Below are 23,157 nucleotides of genomic sequence, written 5' to 3'. Positions count from 1 at the left end.
AAGGGACGGGCTCTTACTCGACCGGCTCGTTGAGGATGGTGGTCAGCTGCTCGTTGGCGCCTTCCATGACCTCTTCGGGGTCGCCGCCCCGCACGATGTCGAGCACGGCGCCGGGCAGGATCTTGTTGTCCAGGTCGGCGGCGTTCCAGCGCGGGGTGCTGGGGAAGAAGCGCGTGTTCTGCATGCTCGTGGCCGCGGCGGCGCGGGCGGGGTCGTTCTGGTACTCGTCCGCCTGGAGCAGCTCCGGGTAGGCCGGGAAGAAGCCCGCGACGTCGGCGTAGGCCTTGCCGCCCTCCTGGTCGCCCAGGACGCCGAGCAGGTCGAAGGCCTGGTCCGGGTACGAGGTGAGACCGAAGACGGTCAGGGCCGAACCACCGGCGAAGACCGGGGCGTTGCCCTCGGCGCCGGGGATCGGGGCGGAGGCGATGTTCTCCAGGACCTCCGGGTCCTCGGCCTGCTCCTCGATGGAGCCCAGGGCCCAGCCGCCGTCGATGTACATGCCGAGCTGGCTGTTGGCGATGTCGGCCAGGGCGACCAGCTCGGTCTCACCGACGTAGCTCTGCGGGGAGATGCCGTCCTGGGTGAGCCCGGCGTAGAACTCCACGGCCTCGACGGTCTCGGGGTCGGTGAGCCGACCCGTCCACTCCTCGCCGTCCTGGACGGCGATCTCGCCGCCGTTGCCCCAGATGAAGCTGGCGATGCCGTTGGTGAAGTCGGTGGGCGCGGCGAAACCGGGGACGCCGTACTCCTCCTCGATAGCCTCGGAGACCTCGATGAGCTCGTCCCAGGTCGCGGGCGGCTCGTGGCCGATCTCCTGGAGCCAGTCGGCGCGGTAGTAGAGGGTGCGCACGCCGGAGAACCACGGGACGCCGTACTGGACGCCGTTGTACGTGCCGTACTCCAGGGCTTCCTGGTCCATGTCGGCGGCGGGGGCCCACTCGCCGACGTGGTCGCCGATGTCGAGCAGCGCGCCCTGGGAGGCCCAGCTGGAGACCTGGTCGTTGCCGACCTCGAGGACGTCGGGAGCGTCGCCGCCCGCGATGGCGTTGGTGATCGACTCCTGGGCGTCACCCCACGGGATGAACTCGACGTTGACGGCGGTGTCCGGGTACTGCTCCTGGAAGCGGGTCTCGGCTTCGTCGAAGTACGCGACCAGGTCGTCCTGGGAGGTGCCCATGACCCACACGGTCAGGGAATCAGGATTCTCGCCGGAAGAACTGTCGTCGCCACCGCCGCAGGCGGCCGCGAGCATCACCACGGCCGAGGCCAGAGCGATCTTGGGGAACCTCATGTGAACGTATCTCCCTTCGCACGTCACGCCGGGGCTCGGCGCCTGTGCTCGAAACGACCTGGGATCATGAACGGACCCGGGCGCCTCGACGTCTCTTATGGGGGTGTGCTGGGACAGCACTGGTTGTGGCCGCCCCGCCGGCGCGGGTACCGGTGGCCCGAATACAGCCTCGGACCTGCCGGGACGTGACCTCCTGTGAGGTTGTCAGCTAAATTAACAGGAAACTTTCCTAATAAAAACAGGGTGAGGTGTCACGGTTATGTCTCAACGTCCGGGGACTCCCCGGCTGCTGCGCCAGCTCAACGATCGCGCGGCACTGGAACTCCTCTTGTCCGGCGGTCCGTTGACCAGGACCCAACTCGGCACGAGGACGGGCCTGTCCAAGGTGACGGCGTCCCAGCTCCTCTCCCGTCTGGAGGAACGCGACCTGGTCCGGGTCGTCGGCAGCCAGGCGGGGGGCAGGGGGCCCAACGCGGCCCTCTACGCGGTCGTCCCGGAGAGCGCCTACGTGGCGGCGCTCGACGTCAGCGCGGGACGGGTCACCGCCACGATCGCGGACATCACCGGCCGGGTCATCAGCGAGGTGACGGTCGACCCCAGCGCCTCCGACGATCCCGTCGCCCTGGTGCACACCGCCGTGATGCGCCTGGCCGAGACCGCCGAGGTGCCGCTGGACAAGGTCCGCGCCTGCGTGATCGGCACCCCCGGTGTCGTCGACCCCCGCACCGGTGACATCCGGTTCTCCTTCGACCTCATGTCCTGGCACGAGGGTGTCCTGGAGGCCCTGCGCAGCGACCTCAAGCGCTCGGTCATGCTGGAGAACGACGTCAACCTGGCGGCGCTGGCCGAGTACTCCGAGGGCGCGGCCGAGGGCGCGGACGAGTTCGTGCTCATCTGGCTCAGCGCGGCGGGCGGCGTCGGTATGTCCACGATGATCGACGGCCGTATCCTCCGGGGCCGTTCCGGTGGCGCGGGGGAGATCGGCTACCTGCCGGTGCCCGGCGCCCCCATGCCGGTCGACGTGGGCCTGACCGGGAGCTACGAATCCCACCTGGCCCAGGGGGACCGGGAGCTGCCGCACGGCTTCCAGGCACTGGTCAAGGCCAAGCAGGTGGTCCAGCTCGCCGCCGAGCACGGCATCCCCGGCGACGGCGTCACCGAGGTCGTGGCCGCGGCCTCGGCCGGTGACACTCCCGAGAGCGACGCGTTCCTCGACGCCTTCGCCGACCGTCTCGCCCGGGGCGTGGCGGCGGTCAGCGTCATCATCGACCCGGGCCTGGTGGTCCTGGGCGGCGACGTCGCCAAGGCGGGCGGCCCCAAGCTCGCGGAGCGGGTCCAGGCGGCCACCGCGCGGATAGCCCCCAACGTCACCGAGGTGGCCATGGGCACCGTCGAGGGCAGCCCCGTGGTGCGGGGCGCCCTGCTGCACGCCCTGGAACGCGCCCGGGACGAGGTCTTCTCCTCCACCGTCTGAACCCCCGTCCCCCACCGACTCCGCGCCCCGGCACCTCACCCGCCGGGGCGCGCGGGCGTGGTCGCGCCCGGCGGGACGTGGACGCGCGCGGTGGGGTCAGTTCCCGGTGTCGGGGCCGAAGGAGTCGATGACGGCCTGGAACTCGTCCTGGCGCTCCTCGCGGAGGTCGGCCGGGAAGTTGAAGCTGATCCGGTAGGAGATCCCCCGGCTCTCGTCGGTGATCTCCCGGGTGAACATCCACCGGTCCGGCGACTCGCGCTCCTCGTGGCGGAACAGCACCTCGTAGACGGCGCTCTGGAGGCGGCCCTCCAGCTGTTCGGTCTCCAGCCGCTGCTGCCGGACGTCGCTGAAGTCCTCGTCCTCCTGGAGCAGCTCCTCCATCCGCACCATGGCGCCCTCGGCGTCGCGGACCAGGAAGTCGTACTCGGTGGCCACGACCGTGACGGACCCGTGCTCGTCACCGGTGACCAGGTCGTACGAGGCCAGCCGGGTGGCTGACTCGCCGCCGCCCTGGAGGTCCCCGTCGCGCACCGTCCAGTCCTCCGGCATGACCAGCCCCACCACGCCGTCCCCGAGGCGGACGTGTCCCTCGGGCGCGTCGTCCGAGAGGGTCTCGGGAAGCGTGTCGGACGCGCCCTCGGCGTCGGAGGGGGCACCGCTCGGCTCGGGGGTCGGCTCCTCCTCGGTGAGCTGGGCCTCCGCCTCGTTCCAGTCCCCGTCGGCCAACAGGGCCGGGACGGTGAACCAGCCCAGCACCAGCACCCCCGCGAGCACGGCGGAGCCGATCCACAGCGGGGCGCGGGAGCGCCGGGAGCCGCCCGCCGGAGCGGTGGGCGGTGCCACCGCGAACACCCGGGGTGCCGAGGCGGTGGGAGCGGGCGCGTCGAGCAGCTCCAGCGCCCGCTCCGGGAGCAGGCGCCGCCGGGGGTCCCGCACCAGCAGCCCGGCGACCACGGCGGCCACCGGTCCACGCGCGGGCACCGGGGGAACGGGCTGGGTGAGCACCGCCGTGAGGGTCCCCGTGAGCGTGTCCCGCTTGAACGGGGACTCCCCGGACAGCGCCGCGAACAGGGTGGCGCCCAGGCTCCAGAGGTCCGAGACCGCGCTCGTCTCGTCGTCCTCCAGCCGCTCCGGAGCCGCGTAGGCCGCCGTGCCGAGGATGGTCCCGGTCCCGGTGAGCGCGGTGCCCTCGTGGTCGGGCAGGTTGGCGATCCCGAAGTCGGTCAGGACCGGCCGGGCACCGCCCTCGCTCAGCATGATGTTGGCGGGCTTGACGTCGCGGTGGATCACCCCGGCCCGGTGGGCGGCCCACAGGGCCCCCAGCAGCGGTCGGGCGATCCGCTCCACCTCGTCCTCGGACAGGGGCCCGGTACGCCGGAGCCGGTCCCGCAGTGACTCACCGTCCAGCAGCTCCATGACGATGAACGTGACGCCGCCCTCGTCCAGGACGTCGTGCACGGTCACCACCGAGGGGTGGGAGACCCGCGCCGCCGCCTGGGCCTCGCGCACCATCCGGGCCCGGGCGCGCTCGCGCTCGCGCGGCGGCATGTCGTGGGGGAGGTGGACCTCCTTGACCGCGACCTCCCGGTTCAGCCCGGTGTCGTGGGCCCGCCACACCGTCCCCATGGCCCCGCTGCCCAGTTCGCCGAGGAACGTGTAACGCCCGACCGATCCGCGCGGGGAGGTCTGGCTGAGGTCGGCGGTCGGGCCGGAGGGGTCCGAGGGATCGGTGGGGTGCATGACCCCATCCTCTCAACACCGCGAAGCGGGACGAAAGCGAAGGTGGCCCTCCGGGGCGGAACGCCCTCGGTCAGCCGCGCCCGAGCGGCCGCGCCATCGCGATCCTGGGCCGGACCATGATCCCCGCCTCCTCCTCGACCTCCCACTGCCGTTCCAGCTCGGGGCCCCACCGTTCCCGAGGGAGCTCCTCGAAGCCCCGGCGCCCGTACCAGGGGCCGTTCCACGGCAGGTCCCGGAAGGTGGTGAGGGTGACCCGGTCGTACCCGTCCTCCTCGGCGTGGGCGCACACCGCGTCCAGCAGGGCCCCGCCGATCCCGCGCCGCCCGTGGTCCGGGTGCACGGCGAGCTGTTCGAGGTGGACGGCCCCGTCCAGGACGACCGTGGCGGCCAGACCGCACACGCCCTGGTCGGTGACGGCCACCAGCACCCGCTCCACGTGGTCGAGCATCTCCCGGGGATCGTCCGGCGGGAGTTCCAGCCCGGCCTCGGCGAAGAGGGTGTCCGCGGCGAGGGACACCTCCACCAGGGCGTCGGTGTCCCCCGGCTCCATGGGACGGATCACGAGTGGCAAGGCCACCTCCTGCGTAGGGTGCGTGTGGTCGAGGCTGATCCTCGCACCATGACGCGGCTCGGTCAGGGGTCCCACCGCCGTGCCGCGCTCAGCGGCGCAGACGCAGCCCCTTCGGGGTGACGTGGAACCCGGCCGCGACCAGCGCGGTGTCCGCCGGGGTCCCGAAGACCTCCGCGCCGTCCGCCCGCTCCACCGTGAGCGACTCCACCCCGCCCGCGTCCACCAGTTCCGCCACCGCGCGGGCGGCCCGCTCCAGCAGCGCCGGAGTGGAGCCGAAGGTCAGCACCGACCGCCCGCCCCGGCCCACGAACAGGGTCGGGCGGCCGCCGTCCAGCACCACCAGTGCGCCCGCGACCCGTCCCGGCCGGTGGGACGCCTCCACACCCGCCGCGCCCGCGGGCCAGGACAGCGCCGCGCCGAACGGGTTGGCCGGATCCGTGGCGGCCAGCACCACGGGCGGGGTCGGACCGCCCGGATCCTCACCGGACAGCGCCCGCAACCGGTCCACCGCCCCGGGCAGCGCGAACTGCGCCCCGCCCAGCCCCTCCACGAAGTACCCCCGGCGCACCCGCCCCGCCTCCTCCATGGACCGCAGCACCCGGTACTCGTCCGACGAGATGCCCCGGCCCTGCTGCCCCTTGAGCAGGAGCCCGTCCCGTTCGAGCCGGGCCTCCACCCGCGCTAGCGTGCGCCGGGTCGGGTCCGGGTCGGGCACCGGCAGCGCCGACCAGCGGCCCGCCGCCGTGGGAGGACCGGACCGCGTCGGCATCACCGGACGGCGCCGGGCACGGGAGGAGCCCCGGCGCGTGACGGGGCCCGCACCCAGCGCGGCGCGCAGCGGGGCCAGGGTGTCGTTGGTGACGCACCCCGACCACACCAGGAGCCACACGGCCGCCACCAGGTCCGCGTCGGAGACCACCGCCCCGCCCAGGGCACGGGCCACGCGGTCGGACACGTCCCGGAAGAACAGGGCACCGCCCTCCCGCAGCACCTCCAGGACGGTCTCGGCCAGGGAACCCTCCTCCGGCGGGACCGGATCGGGCAGCAGCAGCGGGGCCTCGTCCGCCGGGGCCAGCGCCAGCCAGCCGTCCTCGCCCGGCAGCGACCCGGTCCCCGCCCAGACGACCTCACCGGCCTGCGTGAGCGCGTCCAGGGACACCGGGGAGTAGCCCTCCACCCGGGCGGGCAGCACCGTCGACTCCAGCGACGAGGCGACCAGTGCCGTCCCGCGCAACGACTCCACCGCCTCGAACACCGCGTCGGGGCCGCGCAGTCGCGCGTCCGGGACGGCACGCTGCCACAGGGGCACGAACCGGGCCAGCGCCCGTGGTTCGACCGGTTCGACCTCCCTGCGCAGCCGGGCGACCGAACCCCGCCGCAGACGGCGCAGCACGTCGTCGTCGCACCACTCGGTACCGCTGCCGCCGGGCCGGAACCCGCCCCTGACCACCCGTCCGCGTCCCGCCAGCTCCCGCAGGGCACCCTCCACCGCGTCGCGCCCCAACCCGAGCCGCGCGGCCGCCCGCGCCGAGGTGAACGGCGCGTGCGTGCGCGCGTACCGGGAGACCAGGTCGACCAGCGGCTCCGCCACCGGCTCCAGGAACACCTCCGGGACACCGGGCGGGGGCTCCGCGCCCAGGGCGTCACGCAGCCGGGCCACGTCCTCCACCGCGCACCACCGCTCGGCCCCGGCCACCCGCATCCGGACCACGCGGCCGGAACCCTCCAGCTCCTCCAGCCACTCCCGCCGCGCGCCCCGCTCGGCCGCCTCGGCCGTGGTCAGCGGCCCCACCTCCCGCAGCAGGTCGGCGGAGCCCTCCAGGTCCCGCACCGGCGCGGCGATCCGCTGCAACAGGGCGTCGGTGTGCTCCACCACCTCCGGGTCCAGCAGCTCCCGCAGGTCCGCGCTGCCCAACAGGTCCGCCAGCAGCGACGGGTCCAGGGTGAGCGCCTGCGCGCGCAGCTCGGCGGCGGGCGCGTCCCCCTCGTACAGGAACGCCGCCGTGTACTCCATCAGCAGCGACCGGGCGAACGGTGAGGCCTGCGGGGTCTCCACCTCCACCACCCGCACCCGCCGCGCCCGCACGTCGGTGAGCACCTCGGCCAGCGCGGGCACGTCGAACACGTCCCGCAGGCACTCCCGCACCGTCTCCAACACGATCGGGAACGACCCGTACCGGCCCGCCACCGACAACAGGTGCTGGGCGCGCAACCGCTGCTGCCACAGCGGCATCCGCCGGTCCGGGCGCTGGCGGGGCAGCAGCAGCGCCCGCGCCGCGCACTCACGGAACCGGGACGCGAACAGCGCCGAGCCGGTGAGCTCGTCGGTGACCACGGCCTCCACGGTCCCGGGGTCCAACGACACCAGGTCGGTCAGCTCACCCGCACGCAGGAGGCCGCCCGCCTCCACGTCCGGCAGCCGCAGCACGATCCCGTCGTCACCGTGCACCACCTGCGCGTCCGTGCCGAACCGCTCCCGCACGCGCCCGGCGATCGCCAGCGCCCACGGGGCGTGCACCCGGGCACCCAGCGGAGAGTGCACCACCGCCCGCCAGTCGCCCACCTGGTCCCGGAAGCGCTCGATCACCACCGTGCGGTCGTCGGGCACGCTCCCGGTCGCCTCCCGCTGGTCGGCCACGTACTCCACGAGGTTGTCGGCGGCCCAGCCGTCCAGCCCGGCCTCCGTGGCCAGCTCGCGCCCGGCGACCCGGTCGCGATCGGCCAGCTCGCGGGTCATCGCGCCCACCGCCCGGCCCAGCTCCGCCGGGCGCCCCAGGGCGTCCGCCTTCCAGAACGGCATCCGGCCCGGCCTGCCCGGGGCGGGGGAGACCATCACGCGGTCGGCGGTGATCGCCTCGATCCGCCACGAGGTCGAACCCAGCACGAACACGTCGCCCACCCGCGACTCGTACACCATCTCCTCGTCCAGCTCACCGACACGCGTCGGTGCCCTGCTCGACGACTCCGAGGCCAGGTGCACGCCGTACATGCCCCGGTCCGGGATGGTGCCGCCGCTGATCACCGCCAGCCGCTGGGCGCCGGGTCGGGCCCGCAGCACGTCCTCGTCGCGGTCCCACACCAGGCGCGGGCGCAGCTCGGCGAACTCGTCCGAGGGATAGCGGCCCGACAGCATGTCGAGCACCGACTCCAGGACCGCGTCGCTCAGGCGGGCGAAGGGCGCCGCCCGGCGCACCAGCGCCGCCAGCTCGGGCACCGTCCAGTCGTCCATCGCCACCATCGCCACGACCTGCTGTGACAGCACGTCCAGGGGGTCGCTCGGCATCTCCAGCCGTTCGATCCCGCCCGCGCGCATGCGCTCGGTCACCACGGTGGTCGCCAGCAGGTCGCCCCGGTACTGCGGCAGGAACACCCCGCGCGAGGTCTCACCCACCTGGTGACCCGCGCGGCCCACCCGCTGGAGGCCGCTGGCCACGGACGGGGGAGCGGCCACCTGGACCACCAGGTCCACCGCGCCCATGTCCACCCCGAGTTCGAGGCTGGAGGTGGCCACCACACACCGCAGCCGCCCCGCCTTGAGGTCGTCCTCGATGAGCTCCCGCTCGGCCTTGGACACGGACCCGTGGTGGGCGCGCGCGATCACCGGGGCACCGCCACGGCTCTGCTCCGACTGGCCGATCACCTGGGCGGCGACCTCCTCACCGGGCAGACCGCCGTCGACGCGTTCGGCGTGGAGGTCGTTGAGCCGGGCACACAGCTTCTCGGCGGTACGGCGGCCGTTGGTGAACACGATGGTGGAGCGGTTGGCCTCGACCAGGTCCAGGACCCGGCGCTCCATGTGCGGCCACACCGAGCCCCGGCTCATGGTGTTGCCCGCGCGCGGGTCCGGGGGCAGGCCCTCGGCGGTGGCGGGCGGGCTCCCGGGTTCGTCCAGGTCGGGGACGGACGCCTCCACCCGCAGGTCCATGCGCGGGGTGTCCGGCGGTGCGACGATCACGGCGCCCGCACCGGGGGTGCCCCCACCGGTTCCGGTCAGGTAGGAGGCGACGGTCTCGCGCGGGCGCACGGTGGCGGACAGGCCGATCCGCTGGGCCGGGCGGTCCAGCAGGGCGGCCAGGCGCTCCAGGCTCAGCGCCAGGTGGGCGCCGCGCTTGGTCCCGGCCAGGGCGTGCACCTCGTCGACGATGACCGTCTCCACCCCCGCCAGTCCCTCGCGCGCCCGGGAGGTCAGGACCAGGAAGAGCGACTCGGGCGTGGTGATGAGGACGTCCGGCGGGTGGGTGGCCATCCGGCGCCGCTCCTGGGCCGGGGTGTCGCCGGTGCGCACCCCCACGGTGACCGGGGACAGGGCCTCCCCGCCGCGCTCGGCGGCGGCCGCGATCCCCGCCAGCGGCTGGCGGAGGTTGCGTTCCACGTCCACGGCGAGCGCCTTGAGCGGTGACACGTACAGGACCCGGCAGCGCCTCGTCCGGTCCGTCGGCACGGGGGCGTGGGTGAGGCGGTCCAGGGACCACAGGAAGGCCGACAGTGTCTTGCCGGACCCGGTCGGCGCCACCACCAGCGTGTCGCGGCCGGAGGCGATCGTCCGCCAGGCCTCGGTCTGGGCGGCCGTGGGACCGTGCGGGAAGGCCCGTCCGAACCAGGTCCGGGTCGCCGTTCCGAAGGGTGCCAGGGGGTCGGTCGCTCCGCTCATCGCACCAGTCTGCCCAAGGGGGCCGACAGATCGGCGCAGGACACCCGGTGCCCGGGACCCGGTGGAACCCGTCCTGTGGACGAGTCCCACCGGCTCCCTCCGGTCACTCATACTGGGGCCGATGAGACTCACTGTTTTCTGGCACAACATGCACGCCCAGTTCGGCGAGGCCTACGCGGACAGCCTGGCCAAGGACTACGTCATCGAGAAGCTCGGCTCCCGCACGGTCAACCAGGCGCTGGCCGACGGGATCTCGGCCAAGGAGGTGTGGCGGGCCGTGTGTGACGCGTTCGACCTTCCCGCCTCCGTGCGCTGACCCGTCCTTCGCCAAGCCCGCGTAAAAACCGGGACGCCAGGGGTTCGCACCGGATTTCGAACATGAGTTCGGGTAGTCTGGGTTCTCGACGGGCGGACGCCGAGCGTCGCGATTGTCGTACCGACCGCGTAGCGTCATGCGCATCATGAAGAAAAAGGCATCAACCCAACAGGGGAATCCCGTGGCATCTGGAGACCGAGACAAGGCTCTCGAAACAGCGCTCGCGCAGATCGAGCGGCAGTTCGGCAAGGGCTCCGTCATGCGCTTGGGGGACGACGACCGTCCGCCGATCGAGGCGATCCCCACCGGCGCCATCGCGCTGGACGTCGCCCTGGGTATCGGCGGCCTGCCCAAGGGCCGGGTCGTCGAGGTCTACGGCCCCGAGTCCAGCGGTAAGACCACCGTCGCGCTGCACGCGGTGGCCAGCGCCCAGAAGATGGGCGGCATCGCCGCCTTCGTCGACGCCGAGCACGCGCTCGACCCCGAGTACGCCAAGAAGATCGGCGTCGACACCGACAACCTCCTCCTCTCCCAGCCGGACACCGGTGAGCAGGCGCTGGAGATCGTCGACATGCTCATCCGCTCCGGCGCCGTCTCGATCATCGTGATCGACTCCGTGGCGGCCCTGGTGCCCCGCGCCGAGATCGAGGGCGAGATGGGCGACAGCCACGTCGGCCTCCAGGCCCGGCTCATGTCCCAGGCGCTGCGCAAGATCGCCGGTGCCCTGCACTCCACCGGCACCACCGCGATCTTCATCAACCAGCTCCGCGAGAAGGTCGGCGTCATGTTCGGCTCGCCGGAGACCACCACCGGTGGCAAGGCGCTGAAGTTCTACGCCTCGGTCCGCCTGGACGTGCGTCGCATCGAGACGCTCAAGGACGGCACCGACGCGGTCGGCAACCGCACCCGCGTCAAGGTCGTCAAGAACAAGGTCGCGCCGCCCTTCAAGCAGGCCGAGTTCGACATCCTCTACGGTGTCGGCGTCTCCCGTGAGGGCAGCCTCATCGACCTGGGCGTGGAGCACGCCATCGTGCGCAAGTCCGGTGCCTGGTACACCTACGACGGCACCCAGCTCGGGCAGGGCAAGGAGAACGCCCGCAACTTCCTGCGCGAGAACGTGGACGTGGCCAAGGAGATCGAGAAGAAGATCAAGGAGAAGCTGGGCATCCCCGGACAGGGTGACGACAGCGCCTCCGGCCCCGCGGAGCCCGCCAAGACCGACCCGGTCAAGGTCGAGGAGCCCAAGGCGCCCGCCAAGCGGGCCGCCGCCAAGACCACCAAGGCCGCCGCCCCGGATGCGTGAGGGGCGCCGGTCAGCCGACCGCGCCGGAGCGGCCGAGGCCGACCCGGTGAGCGCCGACGAGGAGGCCGCTCCGGGCGGGAGACCCGGAGCGGACCTCGAGAACAAGGCCAGGAACCTGGTCCTGAGGATGCTCACCCACTCCCCGCGCACCCGTGCCCAGCTGGAACGCTCCCTGCACCGCAGGGAGTACCCGGACGAGGTGGTGGAACAGGTCCTCAACGGCCTCGACGAGGCCGGGCTGATCGACGACGCCGCCTTCGCCCAGGCCTGGGTCTCCTCCCGGCAGCACGGCAGACACCTGTCCCGCCGGGCCCTGACCCAGGAACTGCGCACCCGGGGAGTGGAGGAGGAGACCGTCCGTGAGGCGGTCTCCGAGGTCAGCGACGAGGACGAGCAGGAGGCGGCCCGCGCCCTGGCCCGCAAGAGCCTGCGCGGAAGTCGTGGCAAGGACAAGGAGTCCCGGATCCGCCGCGCCCTGGGTGTCCTGGGTCGCAAGGGCTACCCGGGCGGTCTGTCCTACCGCATCGTGCGCGAGGAGATGGAACAGGAAGGCCTGGAGGCCGACCTGGACCACCCCGACCTCTAGCCGCCCGCTCGGGGGTGCGCTCATCCGTGCGACGTGGGTTCCGGCGGGTGATCACGCCGTGCCGGCCGCCCTCGGGCGCACCGGTCCCCACGGGACGCGGGTCGGAACGGCCCCGGTCGCCGTGAGCGTGGGCGGGGGCGGGGAGCGACGGCCCGCGCGACGCGGGCCACGCGCGGATGCTAGCTTCCCTTCCCATGACGGAGCACCAGGACCGGACCAGGGCGGCCTACGACGGGGTCGTCGAACTGTACGCGTCGTTGTTCGCCGGTCGGCTGGAGACCCAACCGTTCGCGCGGAACATGATCGGCACCTTCGCCGAGCTGGTGCGCGGGACGGGGAACCCACGGGCGGCCGATGTCGGCTGCGGTCCCGGGCATCTGACGGCCATGCTGGACGACCTGGGGTTGGACGCCTTCGGCCTGGACCTCTCCCCGGCCATGGTCGAGCACGCGCGGCGGGCGTACCCGTCCCTGCGGTTCGACGAGGCGCGGATGGAGGCGCTGCCGGTCGAGGACGGCGCGCTCGGCGGCGTGCTGGCCCACTACTCGATGATCCACACCCCGCCCGAGGAGCTGCCCGCGCTTCTGGCCGAGCAGGCGCGCGTCCTGACCACAGGGGGACTGCTGCTGGTCTCGTTCTTCGCCACGGACGGGCCGGAGACGATCCGCTTCGACCACAGGGTGGCACCCGCCCACAGCTGGCCCGCGGACCGGCTCGCCGGGCTGCTGACCGGGGCCGGGTTCACCGTGGTGGCCCGACTGCTCCACGATCCGGCCTCCGAACGCGGCTTCCTCGACGCCCACCTCCTCGCCCGCCTCGGCTAGGGCGTGCCTGTGCGGGTGCCTTCGCCGGTGGTGGTGGGGCCGCCGTCGTGTGCGCTGGACGCGGGCTCGCACAGCGGGGCCCGACCGGGTCTGGCCGTCCGGGCCTCATCGGCGCGGCGAGAGGCAGCGTGGCGACGCGAGCGCCGCGGAACGATCCGGGAAACACGCCCCAGAGCCCGTCCCAGCGCGCCTCACTCGGCCCGCCCCGACCGGGGCCGCACGGCGATCAGGACGGTTCCGTGGCTTCCCGGATCACGGGCTCACCGGTCACGGCGGTCACACCGGCCTCCGGGGTCACCTCGGGCAGCTGCTCCACGACGGGGAGATCGTCCTCCGGCTCCTCGCGCGGCGCGGGAGGATCGGTGGTGAGCTCCAACGGGGCCACGTCCGGCGTGAAACCGAAGACCCCCGCGTAGAAGGCCAGCTCAGCCTCCAGGGTGCGAACGCGCGCGGCCTCGGACCGGAAGCCGTGCGCCTCACCCTCGAACTCCAGCAGCGCGTACGGCACCTCCCGCCTGCTGAGCCCCGTGGCCATGCGGGTCGCCTGGTCCGGGGTGACCACCCGGTCCTCCAGACCCTGGAAGAGCAGTACGGGGGCCGTGATCTCACCGATCCGGTTGATCGGTGACCGCTCCCGGTAGGTTTCCACGAACCCCGGCAGGGTGCCCACCAGCGTGTCCGTGAAGCGGGACTCGAAGTCGTGGGTGGACTTGACCAGCCCCAGCAGGTCCGTGACACCGAAGTACGACACCCCGCAGGCGAAGGTGTCACCGGTCAGGGCGAGCAGGGCCGTGAGTCCGCCCGCGCTCGGGCCCCGGATGGCCAGACGCTCGGGGTCGGCCAGCCCCTGCTCCACCAGGGCTCGGGCGGCGGCGGTGCAGTCCTCGACGTCCACCGCGCCCCACTGCTTGTGCAGGCGCTTGCGGTAGGAGCGCCCGTAGCCCGTCGAACCGCCGTAGTCCACGTCCACGACGCCGATCCCACGGCTGGTGAAGTAGGCCTTGACCAGGTCCAGCGAGCGCGAGGCCTGCCCCACCGGGCCGCCGTGCGCCCACACCACGTAGGGGGCCGGACCCTCCGAGGAGACCTCGGGGTTGGTGGGCGGGTACACGTTGGCGTGCACCGTCGCCCCGTAGCGGCCGGGGAGCGTCTCCGTGCGGGGAACGGGCAGGTACGCGGGGTCCACCGGCACGTCGGAGCCCACGAGGACCTCCACCGTGCGGCGGTCCGGGTCCAGCCGCACCAGGCACGGGGCGGTGTCCGCCGAGGCGGCGAGGGCCACCACGCTGGTCCCGTCGGAGTCCAGGTGCGACCACGCGGTCAGGTCGGTGCCGACCGGTTCCAGGTCGAGGGTGTCCGGGTCGTACACGCTCGGCCGCATCGCGGTGTCACCGTGCAGGGTCACGATCCGACCGTCGTCCAGCAGTCGGAAGCAGCGCTCGCCCAGGCGCCACGGCGGGGAGTGGAACTCCTCCTCGGCCGGGTACAGCGCGATGGCCTGGCCCTTCAGACCCGCCTGGTAGAGGTTCCAGAAGCCCGGCCAGTCCGAGGCCACGTACAGTGTGGAGTCGTCCGCCCAGACGGGGGCGAGCACGGACTCGTCCACGCCGCCCTTGAGCGTGTACTCCCCGAGCAGCCCGTTCTCGGTGAGCTCGCCCACCCGCAGCTCGGTGCCGTCCCAGGGCATCCTCGGATGGTTCCACCGTACGTAGGCGAGGTGGGTGCCGTCCGGTGAGACGGTGGGGGAGGCGTAGAAGTGCGCGCCGGAGACCAGCTCGCGGATCGCGGACGGGTCGTGCCCGCCCCGCCCCGAGAGCGGCACCGCGACGATGGAACGGCGCACGCCGCCGTCGACGTGCTGCTCCCGCACACACAGCAGCTGCCGGCCGTCGGCGCCCAGCGCCGGGTCGGCGTAGCGCAGGGCCCCGGGCGCCTCGGGTTCGGGTGTCAGCGGGACCGGGTCCTTCGCACCGCGTTCGAGCAGGTAGAGGCGCTGGTCCTCGGCGTTGGCGAAGACCACGCCCACCCGGGCGATGGCCTTGTCGTCACGGCGGGGGACCGGCAGGTGGGAGCGGCCGCCGTACTCGTGCACCCTCGTGCCCACGCTCCACGGGGCGGGGAGCAGGTCGCGCACGGTGCCGTCCGCGTCCCGGCGCACGAGCGTGGTGCGCCCCTCCTCCCCTGGTCGGTACTCCTCCCACCAGACCTCCTCGCCCAGGACGGAGGGGTACGCCATCTGGCGCACTCCTCGGGCGACGTCACCGGCACTGATGGGTGATGGCCAGGAGCCGTGGGGGCTCGACAGTTCAGACATGTCCCGCTCAGGATGGGTCGTGGGTGTGATCAGATGACATGTCGACCTTAGTGCTCCATGGCCTTCGTGTGCAGTCCCGGTGGGGCCACCTGTGGACGGTGGGGCGCGGTGGGGGTCGGTGGGAGACCCCGTCGCCGCCCCCGTGCGTCCACGGGCCCACGACGACGGCCCCGCGGAACGCACTCGGGGGTGCGTCCACGGGGCCGTCGCGGGGTGCTCTGGGGGCTCGGTTACGAGCTCGAACCCCCGTCGCCGCCGGAGCCTCCGCCGGAACCGGAGTCCCCACCGGAGCCCGAGCCCCCGTCAGGAGCGGAACCGCCCTCGCCTGGCTCGGGACGCGGCTCGGGCTCGGGACGCGACTCGTCCCGCTCGGAGCCCTCCTCGGTCTCGACCACGACGACGTCGCCACGGGGCTGGGCCGCCGCCCCGCCGGGCTGACCGCTCGGTGCGGCGGTCGGGCCGGTCACGTCGGTGGGCGCGCCGCCCGCCGCCGTCGCCTTGGCGGAGGGCCGGCCCCGTCGGGCGTTGCGGCGCTCCAGCCAGATCGCGAACCGGCTGAGCGACAGGTTGATGATGATGTAGATGACCGCGCAGATGATCGCCGCGGGGATCACGTTGCTCTCCCGGGTGGCGACCAGCGTGAAGCTGCGCAGGAGCTCCGGGAAGGCGATGATGTAACCCAGCGCGGAGTCCTTGAGCAGGACCACCAGCTGCGCCACGATCGCGGGCATCATCGAGGTGACGGCCTGCGGGATCAGGATCGTCCACATCGTCTGGGTCCGGCTCATACCGATGGACTGCGCGGCCTCGGCCTGCCCCTTCGGCACGGCGAGGATGCCCGCGCGGAACACCTCGGCCAGCACCGAACCGTTGTACAGCGTCAGGCCCGTGACCACCGCGACCAGCGCGGTCACCTGGAAGGTGCCCGTCGGGATGTCGAAGAGCTGCCAGGCGACGATGGGCAGCGCCATCGTGAAGAAGATCAGCATCAGCAGCGGGATGCCGCGGAAGAACTCCACGACGGCCCCGGACGGGATGCGGATCCACCAGCGCTCGGAGAGCCGTCCGATGCCGAAGACCAGGCCGAACAGCACCGCGAGCACCGACGCGGTCAGCGCCGCAGTCAGCGTGTTCTGGAGACCGGGGAGGACGTAGCCCGTCCACGTCTCCGGCCGCAGGAACGGTTCCCACTTCTCCGCGGCCCACTGCCCGGACGGATTGACCGCCCAGGTCTGCGCCGAGAAGAGGGGGGACTCGCGCTCGCTCAGGGTCCGGTTGAACCCCAGGTACAGCACGGCCAGACCGACCAGCCCGAGGGCCACGGTGACGATCGTGTAGAGGACGTTGCGCGCCCGGGCCCTGGGCCCCGGAGCGTCGAAGAGAACGGACTGCGCGCTCATCGGACCACCGCCACTCGCTTGGCGAGCCAGCCGAAGAAGTAACCCATCGGCAGGGTCAGGATCAGGAACCCGATCGCGAATCCGACGAAGGTCGGCAGGACCGGGGCGACGCCCTGGTCGAACATGAGCTTCATCTCCCGGGACGCCTCCTGGACGCCCAGCCCCGCGACGGAGGCGACGGTGGTGTTCTTGGTCAGCGCGATCAGCACGCTGCCCAGCGGGCCGACGACGGTGCGCAGCGCCTGCGGGATGACGATCAGCCGCAGGTTCTGGGTGAAGGTCAGGCCCAGGGAACGGGCCGCCTCGACCTGGCCCAGCGGGATGGTGTTGATACCGGCGCGCAGCGATTCGGACACGAAGCACGCGGTGTAGGCGGACAGTCCGATGACCGCCCACCAGAACACGTCCCAGGCCACGCTGTCGGCCAGGCTCAGCCCGAGGGCGCTGTTCAGGCCCAGTCCGCAGAAGAGCAGGACCAGGGTGAGGGGCGAGTTCCGGATGCCCTCGACGTAGGCGGTGGACAGACCGCGCAGCAGCGGGACGGGGGAGACCCGCATGGCGGTGAGCAGGACACCGAGGACGAACGAGAAGACGGCGCTGAACAGGGTGAGCCGGACGGTCCATGAGAAACCGTCGACGACTTTGTCGATGTTGCTGAGAAAGGCTTCCATAGGTCCCAGCCGGTCAAGGCTCGGAAGGTGGGGCCGGGCGGTCCCGACCCCACCTTCCGAACAAGGTCAGATGACGGTTTTAGGCGCAGGCCTCGAGCTCGGGGACGGACTCCTCGAAGGCGAAGTCGGTCTCACCGAAGGCGCTCTCCAGGTACTCGACGGCCGAACCGTCCTCCCACATCTTGGTGATGGCCGCGTTGACCTCCTCGCAGCGCTCGGTGGAGCCGGCGGGCAGGCCGACGCCGTACTTCTCCTCGCCGAACGGGTTGTTCACCAGCCGGTAGTCCTCGGGGTTCTGGGCGGCGAAGCCCGCGAGGATGGTGTTGTCGGTGGTGACGGCGTCGACGGTGCCGTTGCTGAGCAGCTCCAGGCACTCGGAGTAGTTGCCCGCCTCGCGCAGCTCGGCGTCGATCTCCATCTCCTCGGTGATGTTGTGCGCCGAGCGGGAGCCGGAGGCCGAGCACAGCACCTTGCCGCTGAGGTCCTCGGGGCTGTTGATGTCGGAGTTGTCGGCCTGGGTCAGGATGTCCTGCTTGGCGACGTAGTACGGACCGCCGAAGTCGACGACCTGGCGGCGCTCGTCGGTGATCGAGTAGGTCGCGAGGATCATGTCGACCGTGCCCTGCTGGAGGAAGGACTCACGGTTGGCGGAGGCCGCCTCGGTCCACTCGATCTGGTCGGGGGAGTACCCGAGCTCACCGGCGACGTAGGTGGCGACGTCGACGTCGAAACCGGCGGGGGTGCCGCCCTCGCTCAGGCCCAGGCCCGGCTGGTCGTACTTGACGCCGATGGTGATGGTGTCACCGTTGCCGCCACCGTCGCCGGAGCCGCCGTCACCCTCGCCGCCGACGTCGGCGGTGCCACAGGCGGACAGGGTCAGGGCGAGGACGGCGGCGCCGCCCAGGATGGTGTTGAAACGACGTGCTCGCATGTGGGGTACCTCTTCCTTGAGCGTGCGAAGAACGCGAAGATCTGGGGGAGCCCGAAGGCTCGGAAACCTAGTGGGTCAGGATCTTCGACAGGAAGTCCTGGGCCCGCTCCGACCGGGGGTTGGTGAAGAACTCGTCGGGGGTGTTCTCCTCGACGATCTGGCCGTCGGCCATGAAGACGACCCGGTTGGCGGCACGGCGGGCGAAGCCCATCTCGTGCGTGACCACGACCATGGTCATGCCCTCGCTGGCGAGGTCGGTCATGACGTCGAGGACCTCCTGGACCATCTCGGGGTCCAGAGCGGAGGTCGGCTCGTCGAAGAGGATCACCTTCGGGTTCATCGCCAGCGCGCGGGCGATGGCCACGCGCTGCTGCTGACCACCGGAGAGCTGGGCGGGGTACTTGTGTGCCTGGTTGCCGATCCGCACCCGGTCGAGGAGCTCCATGCCACGGGCCTCGGCGTCGGCCTTGGACTGGCGGAGCACCTTCATCGGGCCGAGCGTGACGTTCTGGAGCACGGTCTTGTGCGCGAACAGGTTGAACGACTGGAACACCATGCCGACGTCGCTGCGCAGCTTGGCCAGGCCGCGGCCCTCGGCGGGCAGGGGCTGACCGTCCAGGGAGATGACACCGGAGTCGATCGTCTCGAGCCGGTTCATGGTGCGGCAGAGCGTCGACTTGCCGGACCCGGACGGGCCGATGACGACTACCACCTCGCCGGAGTTAACCGTCAGATCGATGTCGCGGAGCACGTGCAGGTCGCCGAAGTGCTTGTTGACGTTCTCCAGCACGACGAGAGGAGTTGAAGTCATGCATCGGAACCTAATGGGTCCAAGTTGCCGTGTCATCACGAAAACGCTGCTTGACCCAGGAGTAGCTGACTTGTTACGGCGTGATCGGCAAAACCGTTATCGATTTCGTTGTGTAGGACGGATTCTGTCGCGCGGAGTGTCGGAGTCACTCTCCAGAGTTTCCGGTGGTGGCTCTCCGTGACGGCGTCGGAACTCCGAGCCGACCATGGTGGGCGCCGTCCCTCCAGGTCACGCGGGAGGTGTGGTGCCGGGTTCCGTAACAGGGATTGCGGGCGTGTTACGGAGCGTCCCTTTTCCCGGAAACTGGCTTTCCGCCTTAAGGAGGACTTCAGGAAGACGGGAGGAGGCTCGGGGAACGCCCTCGGAAACCACGCTCCCGATAACCGGCCGCTGGCCTGTCCCCGATGATCCGGGAGACCGAATCCGGTCCGGCGGAGCGCCCCGACCGGCGGTCCGGCCGACACCGCCCCGAGGCTCCGGACCGGACTCCGCGCGAGCGTCCTGGAGGCCGCCGCGAAGCGGATAGCCTGGAACGGTGAGCCAGAGTCGTACCTACCAAGTGCGGACCTACGGCTGCCAGATGAACGTCCACGACTCCGAGCGCCTCTCCGGTCTGCTGGAGGACGCTGGGTACGCTCGCGCAGCTGAGGACACCACCGCAGACATCGTCGTCTTCAACACCTGTGCGGTCCGTGAGAACGCGGACAACCGCCTCTACGGCAACCTCGGTCACCTGCGCCCGGTCAAGGACGCCAACCCGGGGATGCAGATCGCCGTGGGCGGCTGCCTCGCCCAGAAGGACCGCGGGGAGATCGTGCGCCGCGCCCCCTGGGTGGACGTGGTGTTCGGAACCCACAACATCGGCTCCCTGCCCGCGCTGTTGGAGCGCGCCCGCGTCCAACGCGAGGCGCAGGTCGAGATCGCGGAGGCGCTGGAGCACTTCCCGTCGACGCTCCCCAGCCGTCGCGAGTCCGCCTACGCGGCCTGGGTGTCGATCTCGGTCGGCTGCAACAACACCTGCACCTTCTGCATCGTGCCCGCGCTGCGTGGCAAGGAGAAGGACCGGCGCCCCGGAGACGTGCTCGCCGAGGTCCGCGCCCTGGTCGACGAGGGCGTCACCGAGGTGACACTGCTCGGCCAGAACGTCAACGCCTACGGCAGCGAGTTCGGGGACCGGCAGGCCTTCTCCAAGCTGCTGCGCGCCTGCGGTGAGATCGAGGGGCTGGAGCGGGTCCGCTTCACCTCCCCGCACCCGCGCGACTTCACCGACGACGTCATCGAGGCCATGGCCGAGACGCCCAACGTGATGCCGCAGCTGCACATGCCGTTGCAGTCCGGGTCCAGCAGGGTCCTGAAGGACATGCGCCGCTCCTACCGCCAGGAGCGCTTCCTCGGCATCGTGGAGAAGGTGCGCGCGGCGATGCCCCGGGCCGCCATCACCACGGACATCATCGTGGGCTTCCCCGGTGAGACCGAGGAGGACTTCGAGCAGACCCTGCACGTGGTCCGGGAGTCCCGGTTCGCCATGGCGTTCACCTTCCAGTACTCCAAGCGCCCCGGCACCCCGGCCGCCACCATGGACGGCCAGGTCCCGCCCGAGGTCGTCAAGGAGCGCTACCAGCGGCTCGTCGAGCTCCAGGACCAGATCTCCTGGGAGGAGAACCAGAAGCTGGTCGGCCGCGAGGTCGAGCTGATGGTCTCCGAGGGCGAGGGCAAGAAGGACGGCGCGCACCGGCGCCTGTCCGGCCGCGCCCCCGACAACCGTCTCGTGCACTTCGCCGTGGGCGACGCCGAGGAACCCCGCCCGGGCGACATGGTCACCGTCGAGGTCACCTACGCCGCCCCGCACCACCTGGTCGCGGACTCCGGCGTCAGGAACCTGCGCCGCACCCGCGCCGGTGACGCCTGGGATGCCCGCCAGGGCAGGCCCGTCCAGGTCACCAAGCCGGACGTGCTGCTGGGCATGCCGAAGATCGGTGTTCCGGACGAGCAGCCCGCCCCCGCTGGCGGCTGCTGCGACGCCTGACCCGTATGCCTCCGAGGCCCCCGACGCACACGCGCCGGGGGCCTCGTGCCGTCCGGGCGCGGCTCACACCTCGGCTGGCCGGAGCCGGATCGGCAGTTCCCTCAGGCGCAGCGTCCCCGGGACGGCGTCGGACACCGGCGGGCGGCCGGGCACCAGGGACAGCTCGGGGTAGGTCGTGAGCAGGGAGCCGAACGCGACCTCCCCCTCCTGGCGGGCCAGGGCCGCGCCCAGGCAGTAGTGCGCGCCGTGCCCGAAGGCCACGTGGGCCTCGCCGGGCCTGCCCTGCTGTCGGGTGACGTCGAACCGGTGCGGTTCGGAGTGGACCTCCGGGTCGTGGTTGGCGCCGGAGATCAGCGCCACCGCCCGCTGCCCGGCGGGCACCACCCCACGTTCGAGCCTGACCTCCTCCGTGGCGTACCGGGCCTTGGCCGAGACGGCGGTCCCGCCGACGCGGAGCATCTCGTGGACGGCGGTCGGCAGCAGTCCGGGGTCGGACCTGAGGAGGGCGAGCTGGTCCGGGTGTTCCAGGAGCGCGCGGGTACCGTTGCCCAGCAGGTGGGCGGTGGTCTCGTGACCGGCGATGACCAGGGTGAACACCAGTGTCACCAGTTCGCTCTGGGAGAGTCGGCCGCCGTCCTCGTCCCGGGCGCGCACGAGGGCGTCGAGCAGGTCCCCGCGCGGGTGTTCCCGGCGTTCGGTGATCATCGCCTCGACGTGGTCGATCATCGCGCCGAGGGCCTCGTTCATCACCTCCGGCCGGGCGGGGTCGAACTGGGCCAGCTGGTGGCTCCAGGCGTGCCACCGGGCGCGGTCGGCCACGGGGACCCCCACCAGGTCGCAGATGACCGTGATGGGCAGCGGGTAGGCGAAGTGCTCGATCAGGTCGACCACCCCGTCCTCGTCCGTGTGGTCGGGGAGCGCCGCCAGAAGGTCGGCGCTGATCCGCTCGACGCTCGCCCGCATCTCGTTGACACGACGCACGGTGAACGTGCGGGAGACGAGTTTGCGCAGGCGGGCGTGGTCGGAGCCGTCCTTGTCCAGCAGTGACTCCGTCAGGTAGGTGACGAGGTCGCGGCGGAGTCCCAGCGCCACCATGGCGTCCGACCGCCGTGTCGTCTCCAGCCCCTGGGGCACGTTCTCGGGGTCGACGACGAACCGCCGGTCGCTGAGGATGGTGCGCACGTCGGCGTCGTCGACGAAGGCCCGTGCGGGCTGACCGTCGAGGAAGACGACCGGGGCCGAACCGCCCGCGGCCCGGATCCGTTCGATCACCTCCAGCGGCCGTGCGGCGAAATCTTCGGCGCGCATGTTGATGGGTTCGGGGTCGCGGGAGTGGTCCGTGGCTGGTGCGGCGGTGGTCATGTGCCCCTCCTCGTGGGGTCTACGTGCTGCGCTTGACGCGTTTCTGTTCCTCGATCTCGCCGGTCAGGAGCCGGTCGAGTCCGGAGAAGAGGGTGATGGCCCCCGCCTGCACGGCCTCCATGGCGGTCGCGGTCACGTCCTGTTCCATGAGCAGGCGGATGCTGCGTGCGGCCAGGTCGGCCCGGGTGGTGCGGTCGGGAACGGGGTACCCCTGCTGGGCGAGCAGGGGTTCGGCGAGCAGGTGTCCGATGACGGTGGAGCTGTAGGCGTAGAACTGCTGTTCCGAGGGGAGCAGCGGGCTCAGCACCCCGTGCTTCTCCAACAGGTCCCAGTAGTCGCGCAGGACCTTCTGCCGGGCCTCCGCGAGGTCCTTGACCAGCTCTGGAAGGGTGCGGGAGAAGGACCTGAGCTCCTCGCTGCTGTTGTTGTAGAGCGCGTGGACGACGGGGGAGTCGAACTGGAGGAGGTAGATGTGGCGCGCGATCTCGCTGGGTCGGGCCGCCTCCGGGTCCTCGCGCATGAGCTCCAGGAGGCGACTGACGATGTCGTGCTGGGCGCGCATCACCACAGTGAGGAAGAGCCGTTCCTTCGTGGGGAAGTGCAGGTAGACGGTTCCCTTGCCGACCCCCGCCCGGCGGGCGACGTCGTCGATGGTGGTCTTGCGCTGACCCCAGGCCACGATCAGCTCCTCCGCGGCGTCGAGGATGCGGTCGGCCCGTAGCTCGCGTTCGGAGGCGGGCCGGTCCTGGGCGTTGTGGTCGGCGGACGGGGACACGTACGGCTCCTTCGGTACGGGGGCCGCCGGTGAGGGCACTCACCAGCCTTGACGCGAAGACCATATCCAGACCTCCCCTCCCGGACCGCATCCTTCTGACTCTGTGACTGG

General features: G+C 71.8%; 17 protein-coding genes. 6 read left to right on the top strand and 11 right to left on the bottom strand.

The window, feature by feature from the left end; translation table 11 throughout:
• Nucleotides 1-13: 13 nt before the first annotated feature.
• The gene (locus ACFW3L_RS06385; protein WP_378737058.1) at nucleotides 14-1,291 is read right to left on the bottom strand and encodes an extracellular solute-binding protein; all 1,278 of its coding nucleotides are present in this window, start codon (nucleotides 1,289-1,291) and stop codon (nucleotides 14-16) included.
• Between the two features lie 259 nt (nucleotides 1,292-1,550).
• Here ACFW3L_RS06385 and ACFW3L_RS06380 point away from each other — a divergent pair, with 259 nt between their 5' ends.
• Nucleotides 1,551-2,765 (top strand): ROK family protein, encoded by a 1,215-nt coding sequence (locus ACFW3L_RS06380; protein ID WP_378737056.1) that lies wholly within the window; start codon nucleotides 1,551-1,553, stop codon nucleotides 2,763-2,765.
• Nucleotides 2,766-2,861: 96 nt separating this feature from the next.
• On the opposite strand, the gene ACFW3L_RS06375 is transcribed toward ACFW3L_RS06380, so the two are convergent.
• From ACFW3L_RS06375 to ACFW3L_RS06365, 3 genes are all read right to left on the bottom strand, one after another.
• Nucleotides 2,862-4,505 carry a serine/threonine-protein kinase gene (locus ACFW3L_RS06375; protein WP_378737054.1) on the bottom strand — a complete coding sequence of 548 codons (1,644 nt, stop codon included), beginning with the start codon at nucleotides 4,503-4,505 and terminating at the stop codon, nucleotides 2,862-2,864.
• 70 nt (nucleotides 4,506-4,575) lie between these two features.
• The gene (locus ACFW3L_RS06370; RefSeq protein WP_378737605.1) at nucleotides 4,576-5,055 is read right to left on the bottom strand and encodes a GNAT family N-acetyltransferase; all 480 of its coding nucleotides are present in this window, start codon (nucleotides 5,053-5,055) and stop codon (nucleotides 4,576-4,578) included.
• A gap of 109 nt (nucleotides 5,056-5,164) precedes the next feature.
• A complete protein-coding gene (locus ACFW3L_RS06365; RefSeq protein WP_378737052.1) occupies nucleotides 5,165-9,727 on the bottom strand; it encodes an ATP-dependent helicase in 4,563 nt (1,520 codons plus the stop codon).
• Nucleotides 9,728-9,848: 121 nt separating this feature from the next.
• On the opposite strand from ACFW3L_RS06365, the gene ACFW3L_RS06360 reads away from it, so the two are divergent.
• The 4 genes from ACFW3L_RS06360 to ACFW3L_RS06345 all read left to right on the top strand — a co-directional run bounded on the left by ACFW3L_RS06360 (nucleotide 9,849) and on the right by ACFW3L_RS06345 (nucleotide 12,756).
• On the top strand, nucleotides 9,849-10,043 hold the full coding sequence (locus ACFW3L_RS06360; protein ID WP_378737050.1) for a DUF3046 domain-containing protein: 195 nt from the start codon (nucleotides 9,849-9,851) through the stop codon (nucleotides 10,041-10,043).
• Nucleotides 10,044-10,224: 181 nt separating this feature from the next.
• Nucleotides 10,225-11,346 carry a recombinase RecA gene (gene recA, locus ACFW3L_RS06355; protein ID WP_378737048.1) on the top strand — a complete coding sequence of 374 codons (1,122 nt, stop codon included), beginning with the start codon at nucleotides 10,225-10,227 and terminating at the stop codon, nucleotides 11,344-11,346.
• Entirely contained in the window at nucleotides 11,339-11,932 is a 594-nt protein-coding gene (locus ACFW3L_RS06350; protein ID WP_378737046.1) for a regulatory protein RecX, read from the top strand. Before recA ends, ACFW3L_RS06350 begins: the two co-directional genes overlap by 8 nt.
• 194 nt (nucleotides 11,933-12,126) lie before the next feature.
• On the top strand, nucleotides 12,127-12,756 hold the full coding sequence (locus tag ACFW3L_RS06345; RefSeq protein WP_378737044.1) for a class I SAM-dependent methyltransferase: 630 nt from the start codon (nucleotides 12,127-12,129) through the stop codon (nucleotides 12,754-12,756).
• A 226-nt stretch (nucleotides 12,757-12,982) separates the two neighbouring features.
• On the opposite strand, the gene ACFW3L_RS06340 is transcribed toward ACFW3L_RS06345, so the two are convergent.
• The 5 genes from ACFW3L_RS06340 to ACFW3L_RS06320 form a co-directional block, all read right to left on the bottom strand.
• Nucleotides 12,983-15,070 carry a S9 family peptidase gene (locus tag ACFW3L_RS06340; protein WP_378737041.1) on the bottom strand — a complete coding sequence of 696 codons (2,088 nt, stop codon included), beginning with the start codon at nucleotides 15,068-15,070 and terminating at the stop codon, nucleotides 12,983-12,985.
• A 230-nt stretch (nucleotides 15,071-15,300) separates the two neighbouring features.
• On the bottom strand, nucleotides 15,301-16,470 hold the full coding sequence (locus ACFW3L_RS06335) for an amino acid ABC transporter permease (RefSeq protein ID WP_378737039.1): 1,170 nt from the start codon (nucleotides 16,468-16,470) through the stop codon (nucleotides 15,301-15,303).
• The gene (locus ACFW3L_RS06330; protein ID WP_378737037.1) at nucleotides 16,467-17,141 is read right to left on the bottom strand and encodes an amino acid ABC transporter permease; all 675 of its coding nucleotides are present in this window, start codon (nucleotides 17,139-17,141) and stop codon (nucleotides 16,467-16,469) included. Before ACFW3L_RS06330 ends, ACFW3L_RS06335 begins: the two co-directional genes overlap by 4 nt.
• A 79-nt stretch (nucleotides 17,142-17,220) precedes the next feature.
• The gene (locus ACFW3L_RS06325; protein ID WP_378737035.1) at nucleotides 17,221-18,072 is read right to left on the bottom strand and encodes a glutamate ABC transporter substrate-binding protein; all 852 of its coding nucleotides are present in this window, start codon (nucleotides 18,070-18,072) and stop codon (nucleotides 17,221-17,223) included.
• A 67-nt stretch (nucleotides 18,073-18,139) separates the two neighbouring features.
• Nucleotides 18,140-18,883 (bottom strand): amino acid ABC transporter ATP-binding protein, encoded by a 744-nt coding sequence (locus ACFW3L_RS06320; protein WP_378737033.1) that lies wholly within the window; start codon nucleotides 18,881-18,883, stop codon nucleotides 18,140-18,142.
• 559 nt (nucleotides 18,884-19,442) lie between these two features.
• Here ACFW3L_RS06320 and miaB point away from each other — a divergent pair.
• Nucleotides 19,443-20,909, top strand: coding sequence for a tRNA (N6-isopentenyl adenosine(37)-C2)-methylthiotransferase MiaB (gene miaB, locus ACFW3L_RS06315; protein WP_378737603.1), 1,467 nt, complete (start codon nucleotides 19,443-19,445; stop codon nucleotides 20,907-20,909).
• Nucleotides 20,910-20,972: 63 nt separating this feature from the next.
• Here miaB and ACFW3L_RS06310 read toward each other — a convergent pair whose 3' ends face one another.
• A complete protein-coding gene (locus ACFW3L_RS06310; RefSeq protein ID WP_378737031.1) occupies nucleotides 20,973-22,271 on the bottom strand; it encodes a cytochrome P450 in 1,299 nt (432 codons plus the stop codon).
• Between the two features lie 19 nt (nucleotides 22,272-22,290).
• On the bottom strand, nucleotides 22,291-23,046 hold the full coding sequence (locus ACFW3L_RS06305; RefSeq protein ID WP_378737029.1) for a TetR/AcrR family transcriptional regulator: 756 nt from the start codon (nucleotides 23,044-23,046) through the stop codon (nucleotides 22,291-22,293).
• Nucleotides 23,047-23,157: the final 111 nt, after the last annotated feature.

Source organism: Nocardiopsis sp. NPDC058789, from assembly GCF_042745575.1.
Classification (GTDB): Bacteria; Actinomycetota; Actinomycetes; order Streptosporangiales; family Streptosporangiaceae; genus Nocardiopsis; species Nocardiopsis eucommiae.
Note: the sequence above shows the minus strand (reverse complement) of the source record. Positions and strands in the feature narration are given on the sequence as shown.

What these genes read in the sequence shown, in the direction of transcription:
- ACFW3L_RS06375 (WP_378737054.1), bottom strand. Translation starts at nt 4,505, where the DNA reads ATGCACCCCACCGATCCCTCGGACCCCTCCGGCCCGACCGCCGACCTC.
- ACFW3L_RS06360 (WP_378737050.1), top strand. Translation starts at nt 9,849, where the DNA reads ATGAGACTCACTGTTTTCTGGCACAACATGCACGCCCAGTTCGGCGAG.
- ACFW3L_RS06325 (WP_378737035.1), bottom strand. Translation starts at nt 18,072, where the DNA reads ATGCGAGCACGTCGTTTCAACACCATCCTGGGCGGCGCCGCCGTCCTC.
- ACFW3L_RS06310 (WP_378737031.1), bottom strand. Translation starts at nt 22,271, where the DNA reads ATGACCACCGCCGCACCAGCCACGGACCACTCCCGCGACCCCGAACCC.
- ACFW3L_RS06380 (WP_378737056.1), top strand. Translation starts at nt 1,551, where the DNA reads ATGTCTCAACGTCCGGGGACTCCCCGGCTGCTGCGCCAGCTCAACGAT.
- ACFW3L_RS06330 (WP_378737037.1), bottom strand. Translation starts at nt 17,141, where the DNA reads ATGGAAGCCTTTCTCAGCAACATCGACAAAGTCGTCGACGGTTTCTCA.
- ACFW3L_RS06385 (WP_378737058.1), bottom strand. Translation starts at nt 1,291, where the DNA reads ATGAGGTTCCCCAAGATCGCTCTGGCCTCGGCCGTGGTGATGCTCGCG.
- ACFW3L_RS06320 (WP_378737033.1), bottom strand. Translation starts at nt 18,883, where the DNA reads ATGACTTCAACTCCTCTCGTCGTGCTGGAGAACGTCAACAAGCACTTC.
- ACFW3L_RS06335 (WP_378737039.1), bottom strand. Translation starts at nt 16,470, where the DNA reads ATGAGCGCGCAGTCCGTTCTCTTCGACGCTCCGGGGCCCAGGGCCCGG.
- ACFW3L_RS06340 (WP_378737041.1), bottom strand. Translation starts at nt 15,070, where the DNA reads ATGTCTGAACTGTCGAGCCCCCACGGCTCCTGGCCATCACCCATCAGT.
- ACFW3L_RS06350 (WP_378737046.1), top strand. Translation starts at nt 11,339, where the DNA reads ATGCGTGAGGGGCGCCGGTCAGCCGACCGCGCCGGAGCGGCCGAGGCC.
- ACFW3L_RS06365 (WP_378737052.1), bottom strand. Translation starts at nt 9,727, where the DNA reads ATGAGCGGAGCGACCGACCCCCTGGCACCCTTCGGAACGGCGACCCGG.
- ACFW3L_RS06345 (WP_378737044.1), top strand. Translation starts at nt 12,127, where the DNA reads ATGACGGAGCACCAGGACCGGACCAGGGCGGCCTACGACGGGGTCGTC.
- ACFW3L_RS06370 (WP_378737605.1), bottom strand. Translation starts at nt 5,055, where the DNA reads ATGGAGCCGGGGGACACCGACGCCCTGGTGGAGGTGTCCCTCGCCGCG.